The organism is Chryseobacterium ginsenosidimutans, from assembly GCF_024807225.1.
Taxonomy (GTDB): Bacteria; Bacteroidota; Bacteroidia; order Flavobacteriales; family Weeksellaceae; genus Chryseobacterium; species Chryseobacterium ginsenosidimutans.
This window is the reverse complement of the sequence record NZ_JANUCO010000001.1, coordinates 954,543-980,109: the sequence shown is the minus strand read 5'-3', so window position 1 is coordinate 980,109 and position 25,567 is coordinate 954,543. Positions and strand designations below refer to the sequence as shown.

Genomic DNA, 25,567 nt, shown 5'->3' with positions numbered 1-25,567 from the left:
TAATTTAATAATGTACTAATTTAGTCATAATGTAACAATTTATCAGTCTAACAATGTAACAATTATCATGTAATGCTGAAGATATTGGTAAAATGTCGCATTGTTATATTATTACATTAATTTTAGTGACATTTAAAATAATCAAAAGGCTCTAAACAGTCTAAGCACTGATACGAAGCCTTACATAACGTAGACCCGAATCTGCTGATCTGTTTTGAATGCATAGAATCACAACGCGGACATTTTTTCGGTTTCCCGATGTGATGTTCGTCGGCTCCTTTTTCGGGAGGTGAAATTCCGTACACACGAAGTTTTTCTCTCGCTTCATCCGTCAACCAATCTGTCGTCCAAATCGGAAACATTTTGGTGACTACTTTCGCATCCCAACCGTTTTCTTTCATCAATTTGATGATGTCTTCCTCGATGGTAAACATAGCGGGACAGGCAGAATACGTCGGTGTAATCGTTACTTCACAAGAATTCTCGCTCGTAATTTTTGCTTCTCTTACAATACCTAATTCCACGATATTGATTACCGGAATTTCCGGATCGGGAACCATCTCTAATATTTCTAAAGGATTTTTCAATCTCTTATTATTTTTTTCCTAAACAACATTAAAAGAACAATCACAATAATATCAATAGCAATCAATATTTTCATTTGTTCTATATCCTGACATAAATTTCTTCCTGAAATTTGTGAAACACAATCTCCAGGATCATTTGTTTCATATTGTAAGCTGACTTTTGAATTAAAAATTCCGAAATAAAATATTGGAATTAAAATAATTAATCCTAAAATCAATCTATTAAAATATTTACTTTTCAAGATTTAAAAATTTTTAACGCAAAGTCCGCTAAGATTTTTTTAACTACTAAACGTTTTTAAGTTCGCAAAGGCGTTCTACTTAACTAAGTCCACAAAGTATAAGAATGATTAATAACAGTTTAACATTTCACTTTTAAAATTGTTATATTTATAAACTGCTACATTGTTAAATTCAAAAATCTACCATGTACAACCCGGATACGCTCTCTGCATATACTGCAATTCACAAAGTATAAATCCGAAATATTCTGTGTGATATCCTGTTCTTGATTTTGGCTGCATGAAATGATCTGTCGGATATTCTAATCCAAAATCTGCAAAATCTTTTTCTGTGATTGAGATAAACTGATTGTACAATTCATCAACATTTGGAGTGATATTTAAAGCAATTAAATCATCTTCTCCTTCTACTTTTGCGAATAATCCTTTTGTATATTCCCAAACATTTTCGATGGCTTTTACCAAACGGGTTTTACTTTCCTCCGTTCCCTGAGCGAAAATTTTCATCCAAGAAGCAGTATGCGTGTAATGATATCTTACTTCTTTCAAAGATTTCTGAGCGATTGCAGAAAGTTCTTCATCAGCAGAATTTGACAAAGCTTCATACATCAATTTCTGATAGACAGAAAAAATATACACTTTAAGGATCGTCTGTGCGTAATCTTCATTCGGAAGTTCGGTTAAATGAGCATTCAGATATTCATGCTCGTATCTTAAAAATGCCAAATCATCTTCACTTTTACCGTTATCGGCAACTCTTGAGGCGTAGACATAGAAGTTATTTGCCTGTCCAAGTTCGTCCAAAGCGATGTTTGTCAATGCAATATCTTCCTCCAAATAAGGACCTTCACCGCACCAAGCAGACAAACGCTGTCCCATGATGAAACTGTCGTCCGCTAGTTTTAATAAATAATTATATAATGGGTTCATTGTTTAATCAATTTGAAGACAAATAGATGATAGACTGATAGAGAATAGACTTGAATATTTTATCTATTACCTATTGGTCTATTATCTCAACGTCTTATTACATATTTTTTACATCGTTAGGAATATCGTAGAACGTCGGGTGACGGTACAATTTATCATCAGCCGGATCAAAGAAAGCTTCTTTATCAATTCCTTCTGAAGTCACAATATATTTACTTGGAACTACCCAAACAGAAGTTCCTTCTTTTCTTCTTGTATAAACATCTCTTGCGTTCTGCAAAGCCATTTCTGCTGTTGGCGCCTGTACAATTCCAACGTGTTTGTGAGATAATCCCGGTTTAGTCTGAATAAACACTTCCCACATATCTAAATTTGCCATAAATAAAATTAAAATTAAATTTAACAATGTATCAATGTACCAGTTTACCAATGAGATGCTTCGACAAGCTCAGCATGACAAATTGATTGTTACATTTCTACATTGGTATATTGTTACATTGAAATTTTTTCCTGTTTTTCTGCAAAAGCTGCCGCCGCTTCTTTTACCCAAAGGTTTTCTTGTTGCGCCTTTACTTTTGTCTGTAATCTTTTCTTGTTACAAGGTCCGTTTCCTTTTAAGATGGTCATAAACTCATCCCAAGGAAGTTCTCCGAAATCGTAATGTTGTGTTTCTTCATTCCATTTTAAATCTTTGTCAGGAATGGTTAATCCTAAAAATTCAGCCTGAGAAACCGTAACATCCACAAATCTCTGACGAAGATGATCGTTACTTTCTCTTTTCACTCTGTAATTCATAGAGATTTTAGAGTTTGGCGAACTATCATCATTCGGACCAAACATCATTAAAGCCGGCCACCAAAAACGATCTAACGAAGCCTGAGCCATTTCTTTCTGTTGTTTTGTACCACGGCAAAGTGCCATTAAAATCTCGTAACCTTGCCTTTGGTGGAAAGATTCTTCTTTACAGATTTTCACCATCGCTCTTGAATAAGGACCATAAGAATTCCCCATCAACATTACCTGATTCATAATTGCAGCTCCATCAACCAACCAACCGATGGCACCGATATCTGCCCAACTTAACGTCGGATAGTTGAAAATACTTGAATATTTTGCTTTTCCTTCCAACATATCATCATAAGTTGCGTCTCTATCAGCTCTGATCGTTCCGTTTCCTAGAGTTTCTGTTGCAGAATACAAGTATAAACCGTGACCTGCTTCATCCTGAACTTTAGCTAAAAGAGCCATTTTCCTTCTTAATGAAGGCGCTCTGGAAATCCAGTTGGCTTCCGGCAACATTCCGACAATCTCAGAATGGGCGTGCTGTGAAATCTGACGAACCAATAATTTTCTGTAATCATCGGGCATTACGTCTTTTGGTTCTACTTTATTTTCGTCGTGTACGTATTGTACAAATTTTTCAATATCTATTTCCATTGTTTCAATTTTTGATTGTTATTAATCTAAAATTTATTTACCAAGTTTTAATATAATTATTCGATAATCTTTTTCTTTAATGAGACAAAATTTTTAATTGTCAACACCAAAATATAAATTGAATTAATGACCAAAATCCACACTGCAATATTGTAATTAATCCAAATTGTCTTTTGAATTAAATCAACATTTTTAAGTCCATTAATGTAATTTAAATTACCATGAAGTTCGAATGAAAACCAAATATCAAGTATTAAAATTAATACTGTAAAAAATGAAAAAAGATATTTTGAAAAGGTTTTCATTGATTTCTTATAATATCAATTGGTAAAAAGTTACATTAATTAAACATCATAATTAAGCATCACCACATTCGTTGTCGGGTGACATTGACACGTCAGAACGTAACCTCTGGCTACTTCATCTTCGGTAAGCGCGTAGTTTTTCTCCATGAAAACTTCTCCTTCCAACACTTGCGCCTTACACGTACAACAAACTCCTCCTTTGCACGCAAAAGGTACGGGAAGATTGTCTTTCAATGCTTTATCTAAGATACTCTCTTTTTTAGAATTAAGGTGGAACGAATATTCATCATCATCGATAATCACCGTTACCATACTTTCTAAATTGGCAATTGCCTTGAATTCATCACTCATTTCCTCAGAATTCTCTTCGTCAGGAGCAGTGAAATATTCAAATAAAACCTGAATTGCAGGTACTTTTTTCTCTTTCTTTAAATAATCTGCGATCCCTTTAATCATCTCTGAAGGTCCGCAAATGAAAAATGTAGATTCTCTAACGTCGATATCTGCATATCTTTCAAATAATAAATCTAATTTTTCAGGAGAAATTCTACCTTCAAAAATCGGGTCTTCATGCTGCTCACGGCTTACTAAATAAACAACTTTCAGTCTACCGTTAAAAGTTTCAACCAATTTATCGATCTCAGCCTTTTTCATCACATGATTCATACTTCTGTTGCTGTAGAACAGATAAGCGTTAGAATTCGGCTCTTGGAAAAGACTTTCTTTAATATTTGACAACACTGGAGAAATTCCGCTTCCTGCAGCCAAACCAACGTAAGTTTTTACGTTTGTCGGGTGATAAGATGTGTTAAAACCACCCATCGGAGGCATCACTTCCAGGACTTCATCCATATGAAGATGTTCGTTGAAATACCCTGAAACTTTTCCGTTTTCTAACAATTTCACCAATACTTCCAGCGTGTTGCTTTTTTCACTTGGCGCATTGCAGATAGAATAAGAACGTCTCTCTTCGTTTCCGTCGATCATCATTCGGAAGTTAAGATACTGCCCCTGCTTGAATCTGAATTTATCCTTCAGTTCCTCAGGAATCTCAACGGCTACATTCACTGCATCGTTGGTATCTTTCTGAACCCTTACCGTTTTTAATTTATAAAATGAATTCATTTTGTTTTAAGTATTCTATTAATTTTTCCACCTTCGCACTTAGGCAAACTGTCCTGAGCATGAATTTTCACTTTCGTGGTGATTCCTACTCGTTTTTTTATTTCGTTTTCTATACTTTTTGCAAAGTTTCCGACAAAAATAGCATAATCATCGGTATTTATTTCAATTTGTTGCGCTTTCACAAATTCATCATCAATTTCAACATCAATATCCAACGCTACACACATTTGTTCTTTCTCAATTGGTGTTAAATAATAATTCGGAACCACCCCTTCCACATGAGAAAACGTTTCTTCAATCTGACTTGGATAAACATTTACGCCTCTCACAATCAGCATATCATCGGCTCTTCCAAGAATTGGTTTCATTTTCACCATTGTTCTTTTTGAGTTTTCCTCATAGTAAAGACTTGTGATATCGTTCGTCCAATAACGTAAAAGCGGCATTGCTTTTTTCGTTAAAGTCGTAATCACCAAAACGCCTTCTTTACCAAAAGGAACAGGCTCTTTTGTGATCGGATCTAAAATTTCAGGATAAAAATGATCTTCCCAAATGTAAGAACCTCCTTTTTCCTCAAAATCTTCCATCGAAACTCCAGGACCAATAATTTCACTTAACCCATAAATATTGGTTGCATGAACGCCCAATCTTTCTTCGATGTGATGTCTGATCAATTCCGTCCAAGGTTCTGAACCCAAAACGGCATATTTTAAACTGATTTCGTCTGCCGAGATTCCTCTTTTAGCAAATTCATCAGCGATTGTTAAAGCATAAGATGGTGAGCAACAGATAACTTCCGGTTTAAAATCTATAATTAAATCAACCTGTCTTGCTGTCATTCCACCAGAAATTGGAAGAACGCTCATTCCTAATTTCTCTGCTCCGTAATGAAGCCCAAGTCCGCCAGTGAAAATTCCGTATCCATAGGCGTTATGTAACTGCATTCCCGGTTTTGCTCCTGCTGCGTTCAAAGATCTTGCAACAACTTCGCTGAATAAATCAACATCTTCTTTTGTATATCCTACAACTGTTGGTTTTCCCGTTGTTCCGCTTGAACAATGAATTCTTTGTAATTCATTCTTTGGAACCGTAAATAATCCGAACGGATAATTGTCTCTTAAATCTTGCTTGTATGTGATAGGCAATTTTGAAATATCTTCAATTGTCCTTATTTCCCCAGTTGATATTCCTAATTCATCAAATTTTCCTTTATAAAAATCCGACTTCTCCTCAAGATAACCCACTAAATTCACCAATCTTTCCGACTGTAGCTTTCTTAATTGGTTAAGATTTAAATATTCAACATCAAACTTCATAACTAACTAACATTTGTTAGGTGTAAATTTAAAAAGATTTTGGAACATGGCAAAATTTTTATGATTTTTGTCATATTTTGAATGATTCTAAATAATTTTGAGGTTGAGGTTTAGATTGAGAAAAACTTTGCGTTTAGTTTCTCATTTAAAAGGAGTATTGAAGAATCTCTAGTAATAAAGCTTAGATTCTTCCTTCGTCAGAATGACAAAGATTCTGTTTAAAAAGTAAGTATCGTATCCACAAAGTTTGTCATTCAGAGTGGAACGTGGAATCTAAGCATAGTTTTTACAATAACAGTTGAGATTCCTATGGAATGACATAGACTATAGTTATAGAATATATAACTAAGTAAAATTATTGCTTGTGATTTCCTAAAAGACCAAAAAGAATTTTATCCCTTATCTCATCGGTAATTTCAGTAGTCGATTCAATGTTTCTTTTGAACCAGAAATAAGAATTGTTTAACGTATGAAGGATAAATCTTGTCGTAAAAGTAGGTGATCTTAATTCCCAATTTTCAGCATGATAAATTTCAGAAATCAATTTTTCCACTTCCTGCTGATAATTTTTTCTTAATTCCACAAATTCAGGAAGCCTTTCTTCCAAATGTTTCCATTCATTGGAATAAATGTGTGTGACGTCCCGGTTTCTGAGAACAATTGATAAATGTTTATCAATGAATAAATTTAATTTTTCTCTTGGAGAAACGTTGGTATTTTTTACTTCCTGAAGTTCAGCAAAGAATTCGTGTGCAATTCCGAAACAAATCCATTCCAGAATTTCCTCCTTCGAACGGATATGTGCATATAAAGAAGCCGCTTTTATGTTGAGCTTTGTTGCCAAGTCTCTCACAGAGCTGCCCATATACCCTTTCTCCTTGAAAAGTTCTACCGCAACGTCTAATATTTTTCTTTGTTTTTCTTTAAGCTCCATTGTAAAACGCAAAAGTAACTATTTTGATTTAATATGTCGTTTTTTGATTCACAAAAGCTATAAAAGTTTTAGGATACATCTTAAAACTGACGGTTTTTCCATCATTTTCATTCGAATTATTATAAATCAGAAATTTTGTCGTTTTAATTTTAATTCAAAATACATAATTCGGAAATTTTGTCTTAATTTTTTATAAATTCAACAATAGAACACTTTTTGCGGTAATGGTTTCAGAATTAAATGATTGATAAAGCATTAAGAAATTGAGCCTCAGAATTTGATTTCTTGATGTTTTTTAAAAAAGTAAAAAACCACAAAACATAAAGAATATGAACTTAAACCAATATACTGTAAAATCACAGGAAGCCATCCAGGCTGCTCAGCAAGTGGCGATGGAATTTGGCAATCAAAGTATTGAACCTCAACATTTACTGGAAGGAATCTTTCAGGTGGATGAAAATATATCGCCTTTCTTATTAAAAAAATCTGAAGCAGATGCAACTTTGGTAAGAGAACGCAACCGTGAAAATCTTGAAAAACTTCCGAAAGTCCAAGGCGGAAACATTTACCTTTCACAATCGGCAAATAAAGTTTTACTGAATGCTCCGAACATCGCTAAAAAAATGGGTGACGAATTCGTGACCATCGAACATTTATGGCTTTCTCTTTTAGAAACCAGTTCAGAAGTTTCTAAAACGCTAAAAGATATGGGCGTGACCAAAAGTCTTCTGGAAGGCGGAATTAAAGAATTAAGAAAAGGGAGCACTGCGACATCTGCAAGCTCAGAAGAAACGTATCAGTCCTTGAAAAAATATGCTAAAAACTTCAACGAGCTCGCTGCAGAAGGGAAACTTGATCCTGTAATCGGGCGTGATGAAGAAATCAGAAGAGTGTTGCAGATTCTTTCAAGAAGAACAAAAAACAATCCTATTCTGATTGGTGAACCTGGTGTTGGTAAAACTGCCATCGCAGAAGGAATTGCACACAGAATTATCAGCGGAGATATTCCTGAAAATTTAATGGATAAAACTTTGTATTCATTGGATATGGGAGCTTTGATCGCCGGTGCAAAATATAAAGGCGAATTTGAAGAGCGTTTGAAATCAGTCATCAATGAGGTTACAAAATCTAACGGACAAATTATTCTTTTCATCGACGAGATCCACACTTTGGTTGGAGCCGGAGGTGGTGAAGGTGCAATGGATGCAGCAAATATTCTTAAACCAGCTTTAGCGAGAGGAGAATTAAGAGCGATCGGTGCGACAACTTTAAATGAATATCAAAAATATTTTGAAAAAGATAAAGCGTTAGAAAGACGTTTCCAAAAAGTAATGGTGGAAGAACCGGATACCGAATCTGCGATCTCCATTCTTCGTGGAATTAAAGATAAATATGAAGCTCACCACAAAGTAAGAATCAAAGACGAGGCAATTATTGCTGCCGTAGAAATGTCTCAACGATATATTTCAGACCGATTTTTACCGGACAAAGCAATTGATTTGATTGATGAAGCTTCGGCTAAGCTGAGAATGGAAATCAATTCAAAACCTGAAGAACTCGATGTTTTAGACAGAAAATTAATGCAGATGGAAATTGAATTGGCGGCGATTTCAAGAGAAGGAAATCAGACAAAAATTGACCATTTAAAAGAGGATATTTCGAAAATTTCTGAAGAAAGAAATGAAATTAATGCAAAATGGCTGAAAGAAAAACAGAAATCTGAGGATTTAACATCCATCAAAAAAGATATAGAATCTTTGAAATTAGAAGCAGAAAGAGCTTCAAGAGCAGGAGATTACGCAAAAGTAGCTGAAATCCAGTACGGAAAAATAAAAGAGAAAGAAGATGCTTTGCAAAAACTTGAATTGGAGATGCAAAACCACCAGAATGAATTAATAAAAGAAGAAGTAACCGCAGACAACATCTCAGAAGTTATCGGAAAATGGACAGGAATTCCTGTTACAAAATTGCTTCAATCCGAAAGAGAAAAATTATTACATCTTGAAACCGAACTTCATCATAGAGTTGTCGGTCAAGACGAAGCCATTACAGCGGTTGCAGATGCGATCAGAAGAAACAGAGCGGGACTGAGCGACGAGAAAAAACCAATCGGATCATTCTTATTTTTAGGAACAACCGGAGTTGGTAAAACTGAGTTGGCAAAGGCTTTAGCGGAGTTTTTATTCGACGACGAAAACAATATGACGAGAATTGATATGAGTGAATATCAAGAACGTCATTCGGTTTCAAGATTGGTAGGTGCGCCTCCGGGATATGTTGGATATGATGAAGGTGGTCAATTGACGGAAGCCGTGAGAAGAAGACCTTATTCAGTCGTACTTTTAGATGAAATTGAAAAAGCGCATCCTGATGTTTTCAACACGTTGTTGCAGGTTTTAGACGATGGTCGTTTGACGGATAATAAAGGTAGAGTCGTGAATTTCAAAAACTCGATTATCATTATGACATCGAATCTCGGTTCGCATATCATTCAGGAGAATTTTGAGAATATTACCGAAGAAAATCAAGACGAAATTGTTGATAAAACCAAAATTGAGGTTTTTGATTTGTTGAAACAAACGTTGCGTCCGGAATTTTTGAACAGGATTGATGAAACGGTATTGTTCCAGCCTTTAAGAAAAAAAGAAATTGGAAAAATCGTTCAGTATCAGTTGAGAGGTTACAATGATCTGTTGGCAAAACGAAACATTGTGATGACGACCACTCAGGATGCGTTGGATTATCTGATGAATAAAGGATATGATCCCGCTTTCGGAGCAAGACCTTTGAAAAGAGTCATTCAACAGGAAGTTCTTAATAAATTATCCAAAGAGATTTTGGCTGGAAACCGTGAATGACGGCGACAGAATCACGTTGGATTATTTCGAGGAAACAGGTTTGGTTTTCAGACCTGCAGAAAAATAAGTAGTTTTTTTTCATATATAATTATTTTTAAAGAATTTCCGCAGACAAAATCTGCGGAAATTTTATTTGTAACACATCAGCCCTAAAATAAGCAAATTCAATTGTTGCCGACCTTACAATCAACAATATTTCTATTTTATATTCACTAATTCTACATCAAAAATGATGGTAGCGCCTGCAGGAATTGCTGGTCCCGCACCGTTATCTCCATAAGCCAGCTCTGAAGGAATGTAAAATCTGTATTTAGATCCTTTGCTCATGAGTTGGATCCCTTCTGTCCATCCTTTGATTACTGCGTCCAGATTAATATCCATTGGTGCGCCTCCATTTTTGTCAGTAGAGTCGAAAACAGTTCCATCCAGAAGCTTTCCAGTATATTTTACCTGTACAACATCTGACGCTTTTGGTTTTGTTTTACCATCACCTTCCTGCAACACTTCATATTGTAAACCTGAAGCTGTGGTCTTCACTTTAGCATTTGTTTTATTTTTTGTAAGAAAATCCAGACCTTTTTTCTTATTTTCATCTGCTTGTAACCCCGATCCAGCTTGCTTTTTTTCATGTTGCTTCTGCATAAACTCCTGCATAAAGGCATCCATTTCTTCAGCCGGCATCAACTTTTTTTTCCCATCCATTTCTTCTTTAATAGCCTGAGCCAAAAGATCTGCATCTACTTTGAATCCTTCTTGTTTCATGTTTTGAGCAATACTTAAACCTATATAATAAGAAGCTTTTTGGTCATCCGTGTATTTGCTATCCACTTTAGTCTCCTCTTTCTTAGCACATGAAATACTAAATACTGCTATGCAAAATAATGCGATAGTCTGTCTTTTCATTTGATAATTTTATTGTTTATGATTAATGAATTAAATAATCGTGCAAATCTATCCAAATTCTTTATAATTTTAATTAAAATTTACAATCCGTAAAAACCCCATAAATAAACAGGAAAAAACCGTGTCGTAAGAACATATTTTTTCCCGAGATTTGCATTACCAACTAACATTTTACCCTATAAAACTAGCTTTATGAAAACAAACACTAACTTAGACAATTTAGAAGTTGAAGCTCTTGAGCTAAGCTCAGAGCCAAACACGATGACTTGTGATTTTATCCAGACTTTGGTAGACAACTACAGAAAAAATCATTTACTGGCTGTAAAAGACCAATTAGGAATTGATGATGCACATTCTATCCATTTCGATTTAGCAACATTGAAAAAGTTCATTTCAGATATTGAAACCGAAACACTGAAAAACAATCCGAACGTTACAGATCAAGATTTAGGAATCAGATTTTATTACGCTGCTTATCCGACCGTTAACAACTGGAGCATTATGGCAAATACACCAATCGGAACGGAATATGCTGAAAAACATACTTTGGTTTTAGTTCCTACACTGAAAATGGAAGATGAAGAAGGCGCAATGTTAAGCTATGACTTCAATCCTTTAAGCACAACGGGAGAAGGAGAATTTTTGGCGATGGCATCGGCAAGAACTGCCAATTTAGCAGGCAACGTTATTTGTCAGAATCATGGCAACCTTATTCCACCAGATAGCACAAAAACTGAATCATTTTAAGAAAAAAATAAATTAAAATTATATTAAAGATAGTACAATGATAGAGTTCCAAATAGTGGTACAAGAAGTAATGTTTTGGGCAGAAGGACTTGCAGCCTTCGTGTCAATTTTATATTACAATCGTATAAAAAACCAGTATTGGAAGTACTTTGTCTATTATCTGATTTTTATTTTCCTTGCTGAGGCGGTTGGGAAATGGGGATCTAATTTTATAGATTACGATAAGTCTGCCTTTTATAATTATCTTGTAATTCCTGTACAGTTTATATTTTTTTATTGGTTGTATGCTGCGAAATCTTTTAACAGGCCAAAACTTTTCATAGGCTTATCTTCAATATATGTCCTTTCATTTATTCCGAGTGAGGTATTTTTTCCTTCAGCCCATAAAATAATGCTCTCGCTCAACTATACTTTAGGATGCCTTCTTCTAATGATTCTGGTAGTCATGGAATATAATAAACAGATTAATTCTTCCAATATACTTGATTTTGACAAAAACAGAATGTTTTACATTAATCTTGGAGTAACTTTGTTCTATATCGGAACATTACCTTTTTGGACGTTCTTTGAATGGCTTAAATTTTATCGAAAAATCTCTGATATTTATAAAGAAATTTATGATATTTATTATGTTGGCTTTTTAGTAGCAATAATTGTTATGAATACATTATTTTCAATTTCATTCATATGGGGAAAGCGGAACTCTTAATCACACTGATTTTATTTAATGTCTTTTTCGTTTTGTTTGTAGCAGCGATCATTGTTTACATCCGAAAATATAAGCAGCGCAAAAAGGAATATTTAAATGAAATTGAAATAAAAAATGAGATTCACCAGAAAGAATTGCTGGCAACACAATTGGAGATCCAACAGGCAACCATGCAGCAGATCGGGCGAGAACTTCATGATAATATCGGACAAAAATTAACCCTTGTAAGCCTTTACACCCAACAACTTTTATATGAAAATAAAGTTCCGGAAGTAAGTGAAAGAATAGAACAGGTTTCGCAGATCATCAATCAATCTTTGCAGGATTTGAGGAGTCTTTCAAAAACTTTGACCGATGATAATATAAGTCAGAAGGAAATCGTAACTTTAATTCAGGAAGAAGTAGACAATACCAACAGTTTTAAAAAATGTATGGTAAGTTTTAAACACAACTTCGAACAGCTTGATTTGGGGTTTGCCCATAAAAATGTTTTACTCAGAATCACTCAGGAATTTATTCAAAATAGTATAAAACATGCTAAGTGTAAGAATATTTTCATTAATCTGAATACTTCTGAAGAATCTCTTTGGGAACTGAACATTCACGATGACGGCGTTGGATTCGACAAATCGAACACAAAATCAAACGGAATCGGCCTCACCAACATGAAAAACAGAGCCGAAATTATCGGGGCGAATTTCAGCCTCGAAAGTCAGAAAAATTTGGGAACTACGCTCAATATTATTTTAAAAAGACAGCCATGAAAAAAACGATAGTGATTGTTGACGATCACGTACTTATCGCAAAAGCTTTAGAAGGAATTATTGATAATTTTAAAGAATTCGAAGTCATTTATGTTGCCGAAAATGGCAAAGATCTCATTCAGAAATTTGAAAACAACAGTAAAATTCCGGACATTATTTTAATGGATATCAGTATGCCGATTATGGATGGTTTTGAGACCGTACTTTGGCTTAAGGAACATCATCCCAACATTAAAGTAATGGCTTTGAGCATGCAGGGTGACGATAAAAGTGTCATTAAAATGATAAAAAACGGAGCAAAAGGTTATCTGTTGAAAAACACCCATCCAAAAGACCTCGAAACCGCTCTTACAAAACTGAATTCTGATGGTTTTTTCTATCCGGAATGGGCATCGAAAATCATTTTCTCCAACATGAATAATGAAGAATCGAAAAACAGTGTAAGGATTTCTGACCGTGAAAAAGAATTTTTGACCTACACCGTAACCGAATTGAGCTACAAAGAAATCGCCGACAAAATGTGCTGCAGCCCAAGAAACTGTGGAAAGCTACAGAGATCAGCTTTGCGACAAATTAGACCTGAAAACCCGCGTCGGATTGGCTGTTTTCGCCATCAAAAACGGTTTCGCGGAATCTTAATTTACAAAACACATTACTCATATTTTAACTTAAATAAAAAATCCTTTCCAACATTAATGGAAAGGATTTTATTTTTTAATTGTGTCTAGTCCTGAAATAGCGATACAAAAAAAAGAATCGTTATGAAAGAACATTTAGAAACGCTTTATTTAAAGCGCACACAGAAAGATTACAGTTTGAGTTTGAAACTTCAGATTGTAAAAGAAATTGAGTCTGGTAAGTTGGGAATTACCGAATGTCGTAAGAAATATGCGATACAATCTCGTTCTACTATTTTAAATTGGCTCAGAAAATATGGTAACTTTGATTGGGACAATCAAACACCGGATTCTATGCAAAAAACTCCTGAACAAAGAATTATGGAATTGGAGGCTGAAGTAAAAGTGCTCGAAAAACAAAAAGCACTCCTGGAAAGCCAAGCCTACATTGCCGATAAAAAAGCAATTTTCTTCGATATGATGATCGATCTTGCGGAGAGTGAATATCAGATTGATATACGAAAAAACTCCGCATCCGCACAATCAGCAACTTCCGCAGAACAGAAAAAGAAACTTTAGTTTTCACCTGCGGATTGTCCGGATTGGATAGACAAGTCTATTATCGAAGTTTAAAACGAAGCACCGTGCGCATTAGCAAAGCTCAGCAGGTAGTCGCCTTGGTGAAGGAAAAGCGTATAATGCAGCCAAAAATTGGTGGTAAGAAATTGTATTTTATGTTAAAAGAACCTCTGAAATTATTGAATATTGGCAGAGATAAATTCTTTGACATTTTGCGAGCCAATCATTTACTGATTATTCCCAAGAGAAGTTATCACGTCACGACAAATTCGCATCATCGCTTCAGAAAGCATAAAAACATGATATTGGATTATCAGATCACCAAACCGAATCAAGTTTGGGTTGCAGACATTACCTATATTGGAAACAGGGCAAATCCCAGTTATTTAAGTCTGATAACAGATGCTTATTCCAAGAAAATCGTAGGACATCACGTTGCAGACAATTTGAATACAGAAAGTAGTTTGATTGCTTTAAAGAAAGCTTTGAAAAATAAAAAAGTGAATGTAGAATCGCTGATACACCATTCTGACCGTGGTCTACAATATTGCTCGAACGAATACCAAAAAATATTGGAAAGAAACGACATCAAATGCAGTATGACGCAAAACTCAGATCCTTATGAGAATGCCGTAGCAGAAAGGATAAACGGTATTTTAAAACAAGAATTTGATATTGATAAATATGATCTTAAAACACCGTTGAGAAGAAAAATAGTAGATGAATCAATAGAGATTTACAATGAATTGCGTCCTCACTTTTCAAACCATTACCTAACTCCAAACCAAATGCACCAACAACAAACATTGCAAATGAAAACCTATAAAACAAAAAACCAAAGCAAAAACGTTGTTGCTTTGGTTTAATTAATTATTTTTGACCTATAATCTGTATCGGATTTTTAGGACGGGACATTGAAATCAATCTTATAAATCTCTCAAATTATCTTTCGGCGTATAATCCATAAAAATACCGCCATCCAGATTTACAGATTTTACTTTTTTCTTGATAGGAACGGTCAACATCGTTTGTTTTTGATCTTTTTCCCAGACTGATGGCGAAAAATGCAGTTTTTCAACTGATCCGTCTTCATAGCTGATTTCCGCATCAAAAGGAATCGCAAAACCTCCTACATTATCCACATTTACGGTAAGAAGATCATTCATCTGAGAAGCATTTACAACTTTCAGATCGATATAATTGTTGGTGTAAAACCAATTGTTGAAGAACCAATTCAAGTTTTTCCCAGAACCCGTATTCATCGAATAAAAATAATCCCACGGAATCGGATGCTTTCCGTTCCAGTTATCCATATAATGATGTAATGCTTTTTTAAATAAATCATCACCTAAATAATCTTTCAAAGCCAGATAAGATAACGATGCTTTTACATAAGAATTGTTTCCGTATCCTGCTCCGCTTACTTGTGTACTCATCGTGATAACCGGCTGATCTTGTTCCGAAGAAGGATCATTGATCCATCTTTTCACTCTGAAATTTTTATAAAATTCTTTTGCTTTTGCTTCACCGTTTTCATCAATTCCAATTAAATATTCCAGCGTCGTTGCCCAACCTTCATCCATGAAAGCGTAACGCGTTTCGTTGATTCCCATGTAGAAAGGAAAATAGGTATGTGCAATTTCGTGATCTGCCGTTAATCTCGCATCCTGAAAATCATCGGGAATACTTGAATCATTGATCATCATTGGATATTCCATGTCTGCATATCCCTGAATTGCGGTCATTGCATTGAAAGGATATTCCACTCCCGGCCATTTTTTTGAGAACCAGTCGAGATTATACTGCATCCATTCCACATAATGTTCAAAGTCTTTTGCATCGGCTTTATAACCTGCTTGAACACTCGTTCTCTTTGTTTTTAATTGTACACTTGCCGCATCCCAAACGTAATGATTGCTCAATGCAAAACAGAAATCTGTGATATGAGTGGCTTTAAATTTCCAGACATTCCATTTATTCTGTTTTGTTACTTTTCCAGACTTCATTTCGTGTTCTGTAGCAACATGAATTACCTTGTCGCTTTTTAATGAAGACTTATATCTTTTTAAGTATTCAGGTTGAAGAAACCGCATCCGGATTCAGGAAATCTCCCGTCGACCAAACAACAAAATTTTTCGGAGCGGTGATCGCAAAATTATAATCATTAAAATCATTATAAAACTCCTGTCTGTCTGAATGAGGAAGCATATCCCAACCGTTGTAATCGTCGTAAACAGAAACTCTCGGGAAAGAATACGCCACATAAAAAGTTTCAGGATCAATCTGCCCTTCTCTTCCACTTTGTACCGATAACGGATATTCCCATTCTATTTTAATTTCTGCTTTTGTTTTGGTTTTTAAAGCTGAATTTAATTTTACTTTTTCAACCGTTCCCCAATCGTCACTGTCTACAGTATACTTTTCACCATTTACAACAAATGATTTAATATGTAAACCCGACGACAAAAAATCTTTGGAAACCGTTCCTGATCTTGGAGACTGTGGTTTATGTAAATTATTAACGAATCTTATAGCTAATTCATTCAGATCATTTGGACTGTTGTTGCTGTAGACAATCGTTTCTTTTCCTGAAACCATCTTTGAACCTGCATCAACCTTCACCTCAACATTATAAATCCCTTTATTCTGCCAATAATTTTTTCCTGGAGCGCCCGACAAATCACGCGTTCCGTTTTCGTATGCTTTTTTTATATTTCTCGGCATATAAAGTTCCTGCGCGGAAAATTGCCATGAAGCCAAAAGCAATAAACCCAAAACCAATCTTTTCATTAAAATCTTTTTATATAAGTATTTAATTTAACATAAAAGTAACAAAAAACGGCAACAAAATTATTACCGTTTGTATAATTTTTCATACCACATTTTTACTCGAAAACTGCAGTAATTCATTTAAGTATTAAAACTGCAAATCCACCAACACCGGAAAATGATCCGATGGATACAACAGATTTTCTCTTCTGTCATTGATGTGTCGGTGAGATTTTATCTTAAAACCTTTTACGAAAATATAGTCTATTCTGTTTTTTGGAACTTCGTTTACATTAAATCCTGTGAATGTTCCTTTTGGTCCGTAATGTTTCGTTTCCGAATGATAATACGTGTCTTGTAAGTTCTGCGAAATAATTTTTATAGGTTCTGAATCTTCCGTTAAATTAAAATCGCCGCTCAATGCTACAGGCAAATTTTTAGGATTGATTTCTTTGATTTTCTTTAAAATTAATTCCGAAGATTTCACTCTTGCGATATTTCCGACATGATCAAAATGAAGATTCAGCGCCATAAATTCTTTCTTTGATTTTTTATCTTTAAAAACCGCATACGTGCAAATTCTGTTCAAAGCAGCATCCCAACCTTTTGATGGTTTCTCAGGAGTTTCAGAAAGCCAGAACGTTCCTGAGCTCAACACCTGAAGTCTGTTGGTATCATAAAAAATCGCAGAAAATTCACCTTTTTCTTTACCATCATCTCTTCCCACTCCTACATAATCGTAATTTTTTACTCCACTTTTAATATCTTTCATCTGCTCCGGAAGCGCTTCCTGAACACCGAAATAATCGGGATGATAATACGTCAGTAAATCTGCAACCTCCTGTTTTCTGTTGGTCCACGAATTTTCTTTGTCGGAATCTACATTCAGTCTGATGTTGAAACTCATCACTTTAAGATCCTGTGAAAAACCCAATGCAAAAGCCATCAGAAAGACGATTGAAAATCTGAAATTCATTATTTTTAATTTAAAAAATTAAACAAAAATAAAACTTCTGCAGCAGAGAAAGCTATGAATATGAAAGTTTTCCTATTAAATTAAATTCATAAAAAAACTCCGGAAAATTCCCGGAGTCTTTGTTTTGTCAGTTTTGAACCTTGACAAGGATAATTTTTCATAACCAGATCTTAATGGCTAAAAAATTTATTCTTTATTAAATTTAAATTCCCTTGCACCTTGTTTAAAAGTGATCACTTTTTTATCCTGACTGAAAGTCAGTGAAATCTGCGCCTGATCGAATGTAAATGTATTGTTTCCTGTATATTCAAGAGCAAATTCCGGCTGACCAGTTGCTTGCGCAAAAAGTTGATTATTTTTCTCTGTAAATACAATTTTAATAGGAATATCCTTGCTTCCGTACGTTCCGGTGAAATCTTTCGTGTTAACCTTCTCTACAGGTTTTGCATCAGCAGAAGTCCATGTATTATTTTTACTGTTAACATCCGGAATCTGAGAATTCGGATCCAGTTTTACCATATCAATTTCTTTGGTTGAATTCACTTTAAATGTCCATTCTTTGTTTCTTTTCCAAACTTCAATCGGTAATTTCACAATTTGTTCTGTTCCGTCTTTGAATTTCACTTGAACGGTTGTAGGCATCGGTAATTGACCGATATTTTCAACTGTAATCTGAGCTCCGTTTTTGAAATCTCCGTTTACATATTTCACGTTTTTCACCGACTGATCGATTTTCCATTTATTGATAAACCAACCTCTCCAGAACCAGTTCAGCTCTTCACCCGAAACATTTTCCATCGTGTGGAAAAAATCCCACGGCGTCGGATGTTTGAAAGCCCATCTTTGGATATAAGTTCTGAATGCTTTATCAAATTTTTCTGGTCCAAGAATCGATTCTCTTAACATTTCCAATCCCATTCCAGGTTTGAAATACGCTAAAACTCCGATGCTGTTTTCCTTCATATTATCCGGACCTACCATGATCGGCTCAAAACCGTCATTCATGATATAACCTCCCATCTGAGCGATATTTTTCTTTTCGTAATACTCTCCTTTGTTGAAAGCTTCTGTTGAAAGCCCGTTAATAAATGTGTTGAAACCTTCATCCATCCATGCAAATAATCTTTCATTAGAACCAACGATCATTGGAAACCAGTTGTGCCCGAATTCGTGATCCGTAACGCCCCAAAGTTCGCTTCCTTTAGAATCCATACTACAGAAAACGATTCCGGGATACTCCATTCCGCCTTCGTTTCCGGCAACGTTGGTTGCTGCGGGATATGTAAATTCATACCATTTTGCAGAATAATGCTCGATCGCTGCTTTTGTATATTCTGTAGATCTTCCCCACGCTTTTTCTCCAGCGCTTTCTGCAGGATATGCTGAAATTGCCATCGATTTTTTTCCACTTGGAAGATTAATTTTTGCGGCGTCCAAAACAAAAGCCGGAGAAGATGCCCAAGCAAAATCTCTTGCTTTTTCTATTTTAAATTTCCATGTTTTTGTTCCTGTTTGTTGATTTTTCCCAACTTCAGATTCAGAATGAATTGTTACCGTTTTATCACTGTTTTTTGCCTGCTCCCATCTGCTGTTTTCTTCTTTAGAATACACCTCTTTTGCATTAAGCAATTCTCCTGAAGCGACAACATAATGATTCGCAGGAACGGTGATATTTGCTGTAATATCTCCATATTCCAGATAAAACTCTGACGCTCCTAAGTAAGGAAGCGTGTTCCATCCCAACACATCATCATACACACACATTCTCGGGTACCATTGCGCAATCGTAAAGATTTTCCCGTTTTTAGTATCCTGAATTCCCATTCTGTCGGATCCGTATTTTGGAGAAAGGAATGAATATTCGATTGTAATTTTTGCGACTCCTCCATCAGCTTTCAACTCACTCGGAAGATCGATCTGCATTCTGGTGTCTGTAACGGTATATTTTACGTCTTTACCATCAAGCTTTACCGACTTTATCTTGTAACCGCCTTCAAATTCCTCACCGTGAGCTCCGTTTCTGCTTCCTGATTCCGGAACTACAGAATTTCCTCTCGAATTTTTCTCAAATAAATTCTGATCCAGTTGTAACCAAAGAAATCCTAATTTATCCGTACTGTTATTCGTATAAGTGATTTCCGCTGTTCCTGTAATCTCATTTTTAGCTTCATTAAGACTTACATCCAGCTTATAACTTGCCGAATTCTGCCAGTAAGCATATCCCGGCTGTCCGCTTGCAGATCGTGTCGGTGTGCCGGTTTGCGTGTAGAAAAACGGCTTAAAAGCTTCTACATAATCATATTTTGGTGCTTCCTGAGCCAAAGCCGACTGTGAAAAAAACATCACCGCCAAAGCAGAAACAAGGGTTGGAATTTTAAAATTCATATTATTTTTTTTTATTAACAAAGTAAACAAAAATAAGACTTCTCCGGAACAGAAAAGTCTTATGTATCAATTTATATTGTTAAATTATCCTTATCCTCTTCCACCGAAAGAAAATAATCGTGAAAATCTTTTTCAGAAACCGGCAACTCACTTTCCAGTTTTACTACTTCGATGGTTTTGTAGTGAGCCGCCAGTTTTATATTTTTCTTTTTCAGTTCTTTTTCAAGATCTTTAAGATTGATGTCTTTTTTTAAAACTGCTAAATATGTTTTCATTTTTTTTATGCTTGTATTAATCCGCTTCCGATGTCTCTGTATTTCAGTCCTTCTATCGGTTTTGCTTCGGTTTCAATGAGTTCCCAGATTTCTTTGGCAGATTTTTCAGGAAACTGTTCCATGTACAATGCAACGAGTCCCGAAACGTGTGGTGTCGCCATACTTGTTCCGCTCATCGCATAATAATTACTGCTTTTATTTTTCGAATTCTTAGGATAAGAACTGATAATATCAACTCCGGGAGCGCAAATATTCACATTTCCTCCCGTTGTAGGGTTCAATCCTGCGTTGGAGAATTTTGCGATTTTCATTTGTCCGTCGATCGCTCCGACAGCCATAATCGAAACTGCATTTGCTGGCGAAGAAACAGGTTTTGGCACAGAAGGTCGACTGCTGTCATTTCCTGCTGCTGCGATGATTACACAATTATTTTCCAACGCTCTTGCTCCCACGGTTTCAAAAAGTGGTGAAGGTATGTCGTTCAGTTTTGTTGCAGAAGCCAATGAAAGCGATAAAATCCTGAATTTCTTTGTAATCGCCCAGTCAATCGCATCAATCACGCTGCTTGTTGTTCCTTTTCCTGCATCGGAAAGGACTTTTGCTATTTTTAAATTAGCTTCTTTGGCAATTCCGTAGCGTTTTCCGTTGTCAAGTCTTATATTTCCGGTGGCAACTCCGGCGCAATGTGTTCCGTGACCATTGGGATCGCGGTTTCCAGTCTTCTCCGCTGATGAAAGATTTTCCTTCAATTTCTCTTCCTGAAAAATCCGGATGTGATAATTCAAGACCAGTATCCAAAATACAGATATCAACACCTTTTCCCGTGTACAGGGAATTTCCAAGACCAAGAGCTTTTAAGCCCCATTCCATTTCTACCAAAGGTTTTTGTGGCAGCGGTTTATTTATAATATATTTTTCCAGCTCGGTGATTTTGTCGGCAATTTCTGCAGATTGTTTTTTCAATTCGTTAATAATTGATAATTCATCAGCCGAAAAAAATTCTCTTTCTTTTTCAAAATAAACGATCGGATTCGAATCGTTTTTTACAGCACTTTTCAGTTGTGCTTCATCCATATTTTCTACAACAAGAATTCCCAGATTTTTATACAAAACCCCGTTATTATTATCGATTACGTCATAAGATCGATTTTCTGATGACAAAAATTCTGATGAGGTGATGGTAACTTCCAGCTCATTTTCCACTTTTTTGAGGGAATTTTTTTGTTGATCTTCAAGAACAACAATGTATCTGTCTTTTTCCATGGCGATTTGTTTTTAAAGTAATTTCAAAAGCACTTTTTCCAACACAAGGAAAATATCTTCCGAAATCATAGTCAGTCTTAGTTTTTTATTAATCCCGGAAATCTGCGTGTTTTGATTCACAAGTGAAGTCCAGAATATTTCAATTTTAGGAACAGAATTCAGATCTTGTACAATCTTATCATCCAAAATTCCGTTTTGATATAAAGAAACCACCAATCCGGAAAGCAATTCTTCCGCTTCATCGAGTTTCTTTTGCTCTTTGGCGTACATTTCCATCAAAAATCCGTGAATGCTTTCCATTCCGTTAAATGAAAACCCCCAAAGAAGTTCGCGTTTTCCACTGGCAATTTTTTCCATTTGTACAGGATTAAAACCTCTTTTTACAGTAGAAATCATATTCATAACTTTCAAAACTTCGGATTCGTAGGTTGTATTTCCTTTTGTTTTTAAATAGTCTAAAAATTCATGAAGAAACGCTTCAAACTGCCCATCAAAATCGAAAGACTTCGACAGATAAAGCTCCTGAACTTTATTAAAATGTTCCAGCAATTCCTGAATTTTCTGTATCGTATGATGAACGAGTTCCTGCATTACTCAAAAGTTATTTGTTCGATGGTTTTTCCGTCTTTATCCTGATAAGACACGATTCTGATGCCTTCTTCTTCCATTTCTACATGAAGATTGATGAATAATTTATCCTTGTCTTCGGCAGAATTGGTATTCGGATCGATGTAAATATTGTTTAATTTTGAATTGATTAAACTGTATCTGTTCAAAATATTCGTATAAATCTCTGCTAAAACCTGAGACTCTTCTTCTGTAGAAGTTCCTTCAATCGGCTTATCTACAGGTTTTGTAGGAATTGACGGATTTGCAGCAATCGCCCTTGTAGGCGGAGTTTTTATATCCGGAGTTTGTGTCGTTGCTTCAACTTTTGAGAGTCTACCTGTTTCCAGTCTGCTGTTTCCTCTTACGTTATTCAATAAATATTTAAAATCTTCAGTCTGAATATTTCTTATTGAAATCGGTTTGATATTCAATTGTCTTTCTTTATTCACGACAAGAATTCTCTCATTCACATCCTGAATCAGCTTGGTTTCGTTCAGAGGGAAATTTTTATCCGCATCAGAATCAATATCGGTAATTTTGATGGGAATATCCATTTTCACGCTCGGAAGCGAATATCTCGGAACTTTAAAAAACTTTAAATACTCGTGTTGCGCATACTCTTTTGCAATCTCGATCGCATTTTCGTCTGCTTTTTTACGAGCCTGAATTATCTCATTGTTGAGATAATTCAGGTAATCTGATAATTTAATCATTTCTCGTAGAAGTTTTTATTGAGCAAGCAATCCAAGAACTTTCTCCAATCCTGCAGGCATTTCGTCGTTGGTAGCCTTCACTTTTACGCCAAGAGAATATTCTTTTTCCACTTTAATTCCTGTGCTTGAAGTTCTTTTGTAAGAAACGTCTACATTGAATTTTACGGGTCCGAAACCTCCTGAAACTCCAGCTTTGATGCCGAATTCGTCGCTTACGTCTTTTGTATATGTTGAATTTAATTTTACGTTAAAATCAACCTCACAAGTTTCAATTCTAAAGCTTGGAACGTTCAATAAAGCGATGAAAGGAACGGTAATTTCAACTTCCTGCTCCATTGTTGGCTCTTCGTTCGGAGTGTCGGTTTCGTTTTTGTAATTCGGGTTGGGTACATTTTTTTTGTACTTAAATTCCGCCATACGAAGTTTGTCATCGTCTCCGTCTTTCTCGAAACCCACTTCTTTGATGAAGTTTACTGTACTGATCGAAGCGTTTGACTGAGCCGTAACACAAGCATTAAGCGGACCTCCGATGATTTTTGCGAAATCGATACTTCCCAATTCTGCTGCGAAGTCTGCACTTTCTGCACCCGAAGTTTTGAAAACCTGATCATCTGCAGCCATTTTTCCAGCAATCATTTTCAATACTTCTGAAGAAACTGCTGCGAAAGATTTTTCCCATTTTTCATCGTAATTCTTTTTGAAATCATCGATGATGCTTAGTAATTCTTTGTTTGAGAGACCAGCCAATTCACCTGTTTCGATTCCTGAAACTTTTTCGTAAACTGCAGGTGTTAATGATTTTTCTAATCCTGTTAAAAGGTCAATTAATTCATTTTTTGTTTTCTTGGTGTAGTTTGCTTCTAACACCGACTTTAATGTTTCCATGTTGTTTGTTTTGGTTTGTTTTGGTTATTAAAATTTTGTACTGCAAATTTATGTCGCACCGCAGTGAAGTATCTCAGTAAATCACCTAAACTTAAACCCGTAAAATCACCCAAATAAAAAAAGTAGATTCCCGATTGAGAATCTACTTTTTGCTTTATCTAAAGGGTTTTATTATTTTTAAACCACAAAAGTCACCAAAGATTTTAACACATTAGTTATTTTAAGTTGATCTTATTGATGCAAAAAAGATCACATAAGTTTCCTGAAAATATTTGATTTTCTACTTAATGAATCTTAACTCCTTAAAATTATTCTTATTAGTTAAAATTTAAAATTAATTAGATTTTTTAGCTTTAATCATGGCTTCCAATGCATCCCACATTTCCTGCGGAATATCTTCAAGCATATTAAATTCTCCTGCCCCTTGAAGCCATTCACCGCCATCGATGGTTACTACTTCACCATTTACAAAAGATGAAAAATCTGAAACCAGATAAGCGGCAAGATTTGCCAGTTCCTGATGTTCTCCAACTCTTTTCAAAGGATTTTTCTTCGCTAAATCAAACTGATCTTTCATATCTCCCGGAAGCAATCTGTCCCATGCTCCTTTCGTTGGAAACGGTCCCGGTGCGATTGCATTAAAACGAATATTATATTTTCCCCATTCCACAGCGAGAGATCTTGTCATCGCCAACACTCCTGCTTTTGCACAAGCGGATGGAACGACGTATGCAGAACCTGTCCACGCGTAAGTGGTTACAATATTTAAAACTGTTCCCGGAGTTTTTGAATCGATCCAGTGTTTTCCGATGGAAAGTGTACAGTTTTTTGTTCCTTTCAATACAATATCTAAAATAGAATCGAATGCGGAATGCGTCAATCTTTCTGTCGGAGAGATAAAGTTTCCTGCTGCGTTATTTAAAAGTATATCAATTTTGCCGAATTCTTTTAAAGTCGCTTCTTTCACTGCTTCAACCTCATCCCAATTTCTTACGTCGCACGCAACACAAAGAACTTTTCCACCCGTTTCTTCTTCTAATTCTTTTGCAGTACCTTGTAATTTCTCCAGATTTCTGGAAGTGATCACCACTTTTGCGCCCAATTGAAGAAAATATTTGGTCATAGCTTTTCCAAGTCCGCTTCCGCCGCCTGTAACGATGGCTACTTTATCTTTTAGTGCATCTTCACGCAACATCGGTTGTGTATATAGATTCATATATTTTAATTTTTCTTAAAAATAACAAATATTGAGACGCGATGCCTGAAAATAAATCAAGAAATAATGCTGTAAATAGTTGTTTTATTTTTACCATAAGAATTGAGAGAGGCTTGAGAAATAAGATTTCAAAAAATAATATGGAAAACTTGTGTCCTAATTCGTAAAAGGATGACAAATGTTGTGAGCATTTTCCTATTGTTTAAATGACTGACCGCAGTTTTAGCCCCGATTGTAGCTTTGTTTGAGCTCATTTTGTTGTATTTTGGGTTGCGGCGGCTTTGCCGCCGCAACCCAAAATACAACAAAATAGCGAGTGCGGAAAGCGGGATTAAGCTTCAAATAAAACAAATTTATTATCAATTTTGCCTGTTTTGAAAATCCTAAAATCTTTTGTGCTAAAAGAAAAAAACAGCCTGACAA

The 25,567-nt window shown here is 35.4% G+C and carries 25 protein-coding genes and 1 pseudogene; 7 read left to right on the top strand and 19 right to left on the bottom strand.

Translation table 11 applies throughout. The features are described from left to right. Nucleotides 1-122 precede the first annotated feature (122 nt). The 8 genes from paaD to J3D55_RS04765 form a co-directional block, all read right to left on the bottom strand. Nucleotides 123-560 (bottom strand): 1,2-phenylacetyl-CoA epoxidase subunit PaaD, encoded by a 438-nt coding sequence (gene paaD / locus J3D55_RS04800; RefSeq protein WP_374759518.1) that lies wholly within the window; start codon nt 558-560, stop codon nt 123-125. 23 nt (nt 561-583) lie between these two features. Beyond that, nucleotides 584-829 (bottom strand): hypothetical protein, encoded by a 246-nt coding sequence (locus J3D55_RS04795; RefSeq protein WP_259128557.1) that lies wholly within the window; start codon nt 827-829, stop codon nt 584-586. A gap of 180 nt (nt 830-1,009) precedes the next feature. Next, nucleotides 1,010-1,759, bottom strand: a complete 750-nt coding sequence (paaC, locus tag J3D55_RS04790; RefSeq protein WP_201133287.1) for a 1,2-phenylacetyl-CoA epoxidase subunit PaaC — start codon at nt 1,757-1,759, stop codon at nt 1,010-1,012. 97 nt (nt 1,760-1,856) lie between these two features. Beyond that, entirely contained in the window at nt 1,857-2,138 is a 282-nt protein-coding gene (gene paaB, locus J3D55_RS04785) for a 1,2-phenylacetyl-CoA epoxidase subunit PaaB (protein WP_034679196.1), read from the bottom strand. Between the two features lie 113 nt (nt 2,139-2,251). Next, complete coding sequence (paaA, locus tag J3D55_RS04780; protein WP_259135029.1) at nt 2,252-3,190, bottom strand: 1,2-phenylacetyl-CoA epoxidase subunit PaaA; 939 nt, start codon at nt 3,188-3,190, stop codon at nt 2,252-2,254. A gap of 350 nt (nt 3,191-3,540) precedes the next feature. Then, the gene (locus J3D55_RS04775) at nt 3,541-4,626 is read right to left on the bottom strand and encodes a 2Fe-2S iron-sulfur cluster-binding protein (RefSeq protein WP_259128556.1); all 1,086 of its coding nucleotides are present in this window, start codon (nt 4,624-4,626) and stop codon (nt 3,541-3,543) included. After that, the gene (locus tag J3D55_RS04770; RefSeq protein WP_259128555.1) at nt 4,623-5,942 is read right to left on the bottom strand and encodes a phenylacetate--CoA ligase family protein; all 1,320 of its coding nucleotides are present in this window, start codon (nt 5,940-5,942) and stop codon (nt 4,623-4,625) included. Before J3D55_RS04770 ends, J3D55_RS04775 begins: the two co-directional genes overlap by 4 nt. Before the next feature lie 355 nt (nt 5,943-6,297). Beyond that, nucleotides 6,298-6,888 carry a TetR/AcrR family transcriptional regulator gene (locus tag J3D55_RS04765; protein WP_259128554.1) on the bottom strand — a complete coding sequence of 197 codons (591 nt, stop codon included), beginning with the start codon at nt 6,886-6,888 and terminating at the stop codon, nt 6,298-6,300. A 317-nt stretch (nt 6,889-7,205) separates the two neighbouring features. On the opposite strand from J3D55_RS04765, the gene clpB reads away from it, so the two are divergent. Continuing rightward, nucleotides 7,206-9,734 carry an ATP-dependent chaperone ClpB gene (gene clpB, locus J3D55_RS04760; protein WP_374759463.1) on the top strand — a complete coding sequence of 843 codons (2,529 nt, stop codon included), beginning with the start codon at nt 7,206-7,208 and terminating at the stop codon, nt 9,732-9,734. Nucleotides 9,735-9,932: 198 nt separating this feature from the next. Here the strand turns inward: clpB and J3D55_RS04755 are convergent, their stop codons facing one another. Further along, the gene (locus tag J3D55_RS04755) at nt 9,933-10,637 is read right to left on the bottom strand and encodes an FKBP-type peptidyl-prolyl cis-trans isomerase (protein ID WP_259128552.1); all 705 of its coding nucleotides are present in this window, start codon (nt 10,635-10,637) and stop codon (nt 9,933-9,935) included. 192 nt (nt 10,638-10,829) lie between these two features. Here J3D55_RS04755 and J3D55_RS04750 point away from each other — a divergent pair, with 192 nt between their 5' ends. The 6 genes from J3D55_RS04750 to J3D55_RS04725 are packed head-to-tail and all read left to right on the top strand — an operon-like array spanning nt 10,830 to nt 14,919. Continuing rightward, nucleotides 10,830-11,384 (top strand): hypothetical protein, encoded by a 555-nt coding sequence (locus J3D55_RS04750; protein WP_259128550.1) that lies wholly within the window; start codon nt 10,830-10,832, stop codon nt 11,382-11,384. A 37-nt stretch (nt 11,385-11,421) separates the two neighbouring features. Next, on the top strand, nt 11,422-12,093 hold the full coding sequence (locus J3D55_RS04745; RefSeq protein WP_259128549.1) for a hypothetical protein: 672 nt from the start codon (nt 11,422-11,424) through the stop codon (nt 12,091-12,093). Next, complete coding sequence (locus J3D55_RS04740; protein WP_259128548.1) at nt 12,072-12,857, top strand: sensor histidine kinase; 786 nt, start codon at nt 12,072-12,074, stop codon at nt 12,855-12,857. Before J3D55_RS04745 ends, J3D55_RS04740 begins: the two co-directional genes overlap by 22 nt. After that, complete coding sequence (locus J3D55_RS04735; protein ID WP_259128547.1) at nt 12,854-13,585, top strand: response regulator transcription factor; 732 nt, start codon at nt 12,854-12,856, stop codon at nt 13,583-13,585. The genes J3D55_RS04740 and J3D55_RS04735 overlap by 4 nt, the downstream gene beginning before the upstream one ends. A gap of 33 nt (nt 13,586-13,618) precedes the next feature. Further along, a complete protein-coding gene (locus J3D55_RS04730) occupies nt 13,619-14,053 on the top strand; it encodes an IS630 transposase-related protein (RefSeq protein WP_259128546.1) in 435 nt (144 codons plus the stop codon). 14 nt (nt 14,054-14,067) lie between these two features. Further along, on the top strand, nt 14,068-14,919 hold the full coding sequence (locus J3D55_RS04725) for an IS3 family transposase (protein WP_310466776.1): 852 nt from the start codon (nt 14,068-14,070) through the stop codon (nt 14,917-14,919). A gap of 60 nt (nt 14,920-14,979) precedes the next feature. Here the strand turns inward: J3D55_RS04725 and J3D55_RS04720 are convergent. From J3D55_RS04720 to J3D55_RS04675, 10 genes and pseudogenes are all read right to left on the bottom strand, one after another. Next, a pseudogene (locus J3D55_RS04720) lies at nt 14,980-16,843 on the bottom strand (M1 family metallopeptidase). Between the two features lie 127 nt (nt 16,844-16,970). Beyond that, entirely contained in the window at nt 16,971-17,798 is an 828-nt protein-coding gene (locus tag J3D55_RS04715) for an endonuclease/exonuclease/phosphatase family protein (protein WP_259128544.1), read from the bottom strand. A gap of 186 nt (nt 17,799-17,984) precedes the next feature. Then, nucleotides 17,985-20,183 (bottom strand): M1 family metallopeptidase, encoded by a 2,199-nt coding sequence (locus J3D55_RS04710; protein ID WP_259128543.1) that lies wholly within the window; start codon nt 20,181-20,183, stop codon nt 17,985-17,987. 71 nt (nt 20,184-20,254) lie between these two features. Continuing rightward, nucleotides 20,255-20,458, bottom strand: coding sequence for a hypothetical protein (locus J3D55_RS04705; protein WP_259128542.1), 204 nt, complete (start codon nt 20,456-20,458; stop codon nt 20,255-20,257). Between the two features lie 5 nt (nt 20,459-20,463). Next, on the bottom strand, nt 20,464-21,207 hold the full coding sequence (locus tag J3D55_RS04700) for a S8 family peptidase (protein ID WP_259128541.1): 744 nt from the start codon (nt 21,205-21,207) through the stop codon (nt 20,464-20,466). After that, nucleotides 21,107-21,721: a hypothetical protein gene (locus J3D55_RS04695; RefSeq protein WP_259128540.1), complete on the bottom strand. Its 615-nt coding sequence runs from the start codon at nt 21,719-21,721 to the stop codon at nt 21,107-21,109. The genes J3D55_RS04700 and J3D55_RS04695 overlap by 101 nt, the downstream gene beginning before the upstream one ends. A gap of 12 nt (nt 21,722-21,733) precedes the next feature. After that, nucleotides 21,734-22,312 (bottom strand): hypothetical protein, encoded by a 579-nt coding sequence (locus tag J3D55_RS04690; RefSeq protein WP_259128538.1) that lies wholly within the window; start codon nt 22,310-22,312, stop codon nt 21,734-21,736. Beyond that, nucleotides 22,312-23,043 (bottom strand): hypothetical protein, encoded by a 732-nt coding sequence (locus J3D55_RS04685; RefSeq protein WP_259128537.1) that lies wholly within the window; start codon nt 23,041-23,043, stop codon nt 22,312-22,314. Before J3D55_RS04685 ends, J3D55_RS04690 begins: the two co-directional genes overlap by 1 nt. Nucleotides 23,044-23,058: 15 nt before the next feature. Then, nucleotides 23,059-23,928: a DUF2589 domain-containing protein gene (locus J3D55_RS04680; protein ID WP_259128536.1), complete on the bottom strand. Its 870-nt coding sequence runs from the start codon at nt 23,926-23,928 to the stop codon at nt 23,059-23,061. 334 nt (nt 23,929-24,262) lie between these two features. Further along, nucleotides 24,263-25,144, bottom strand: a complete 882-nt coding sequence (locus J3D55_RS04675) for an SDR family oxidoreductase (protein WP_259128535.1) — start codon at nt 25,142-25,144, stop codon at nt 24,263-24,265. Nucleotides 25,145-25,567: the final 423 nt, after the last annotated feature.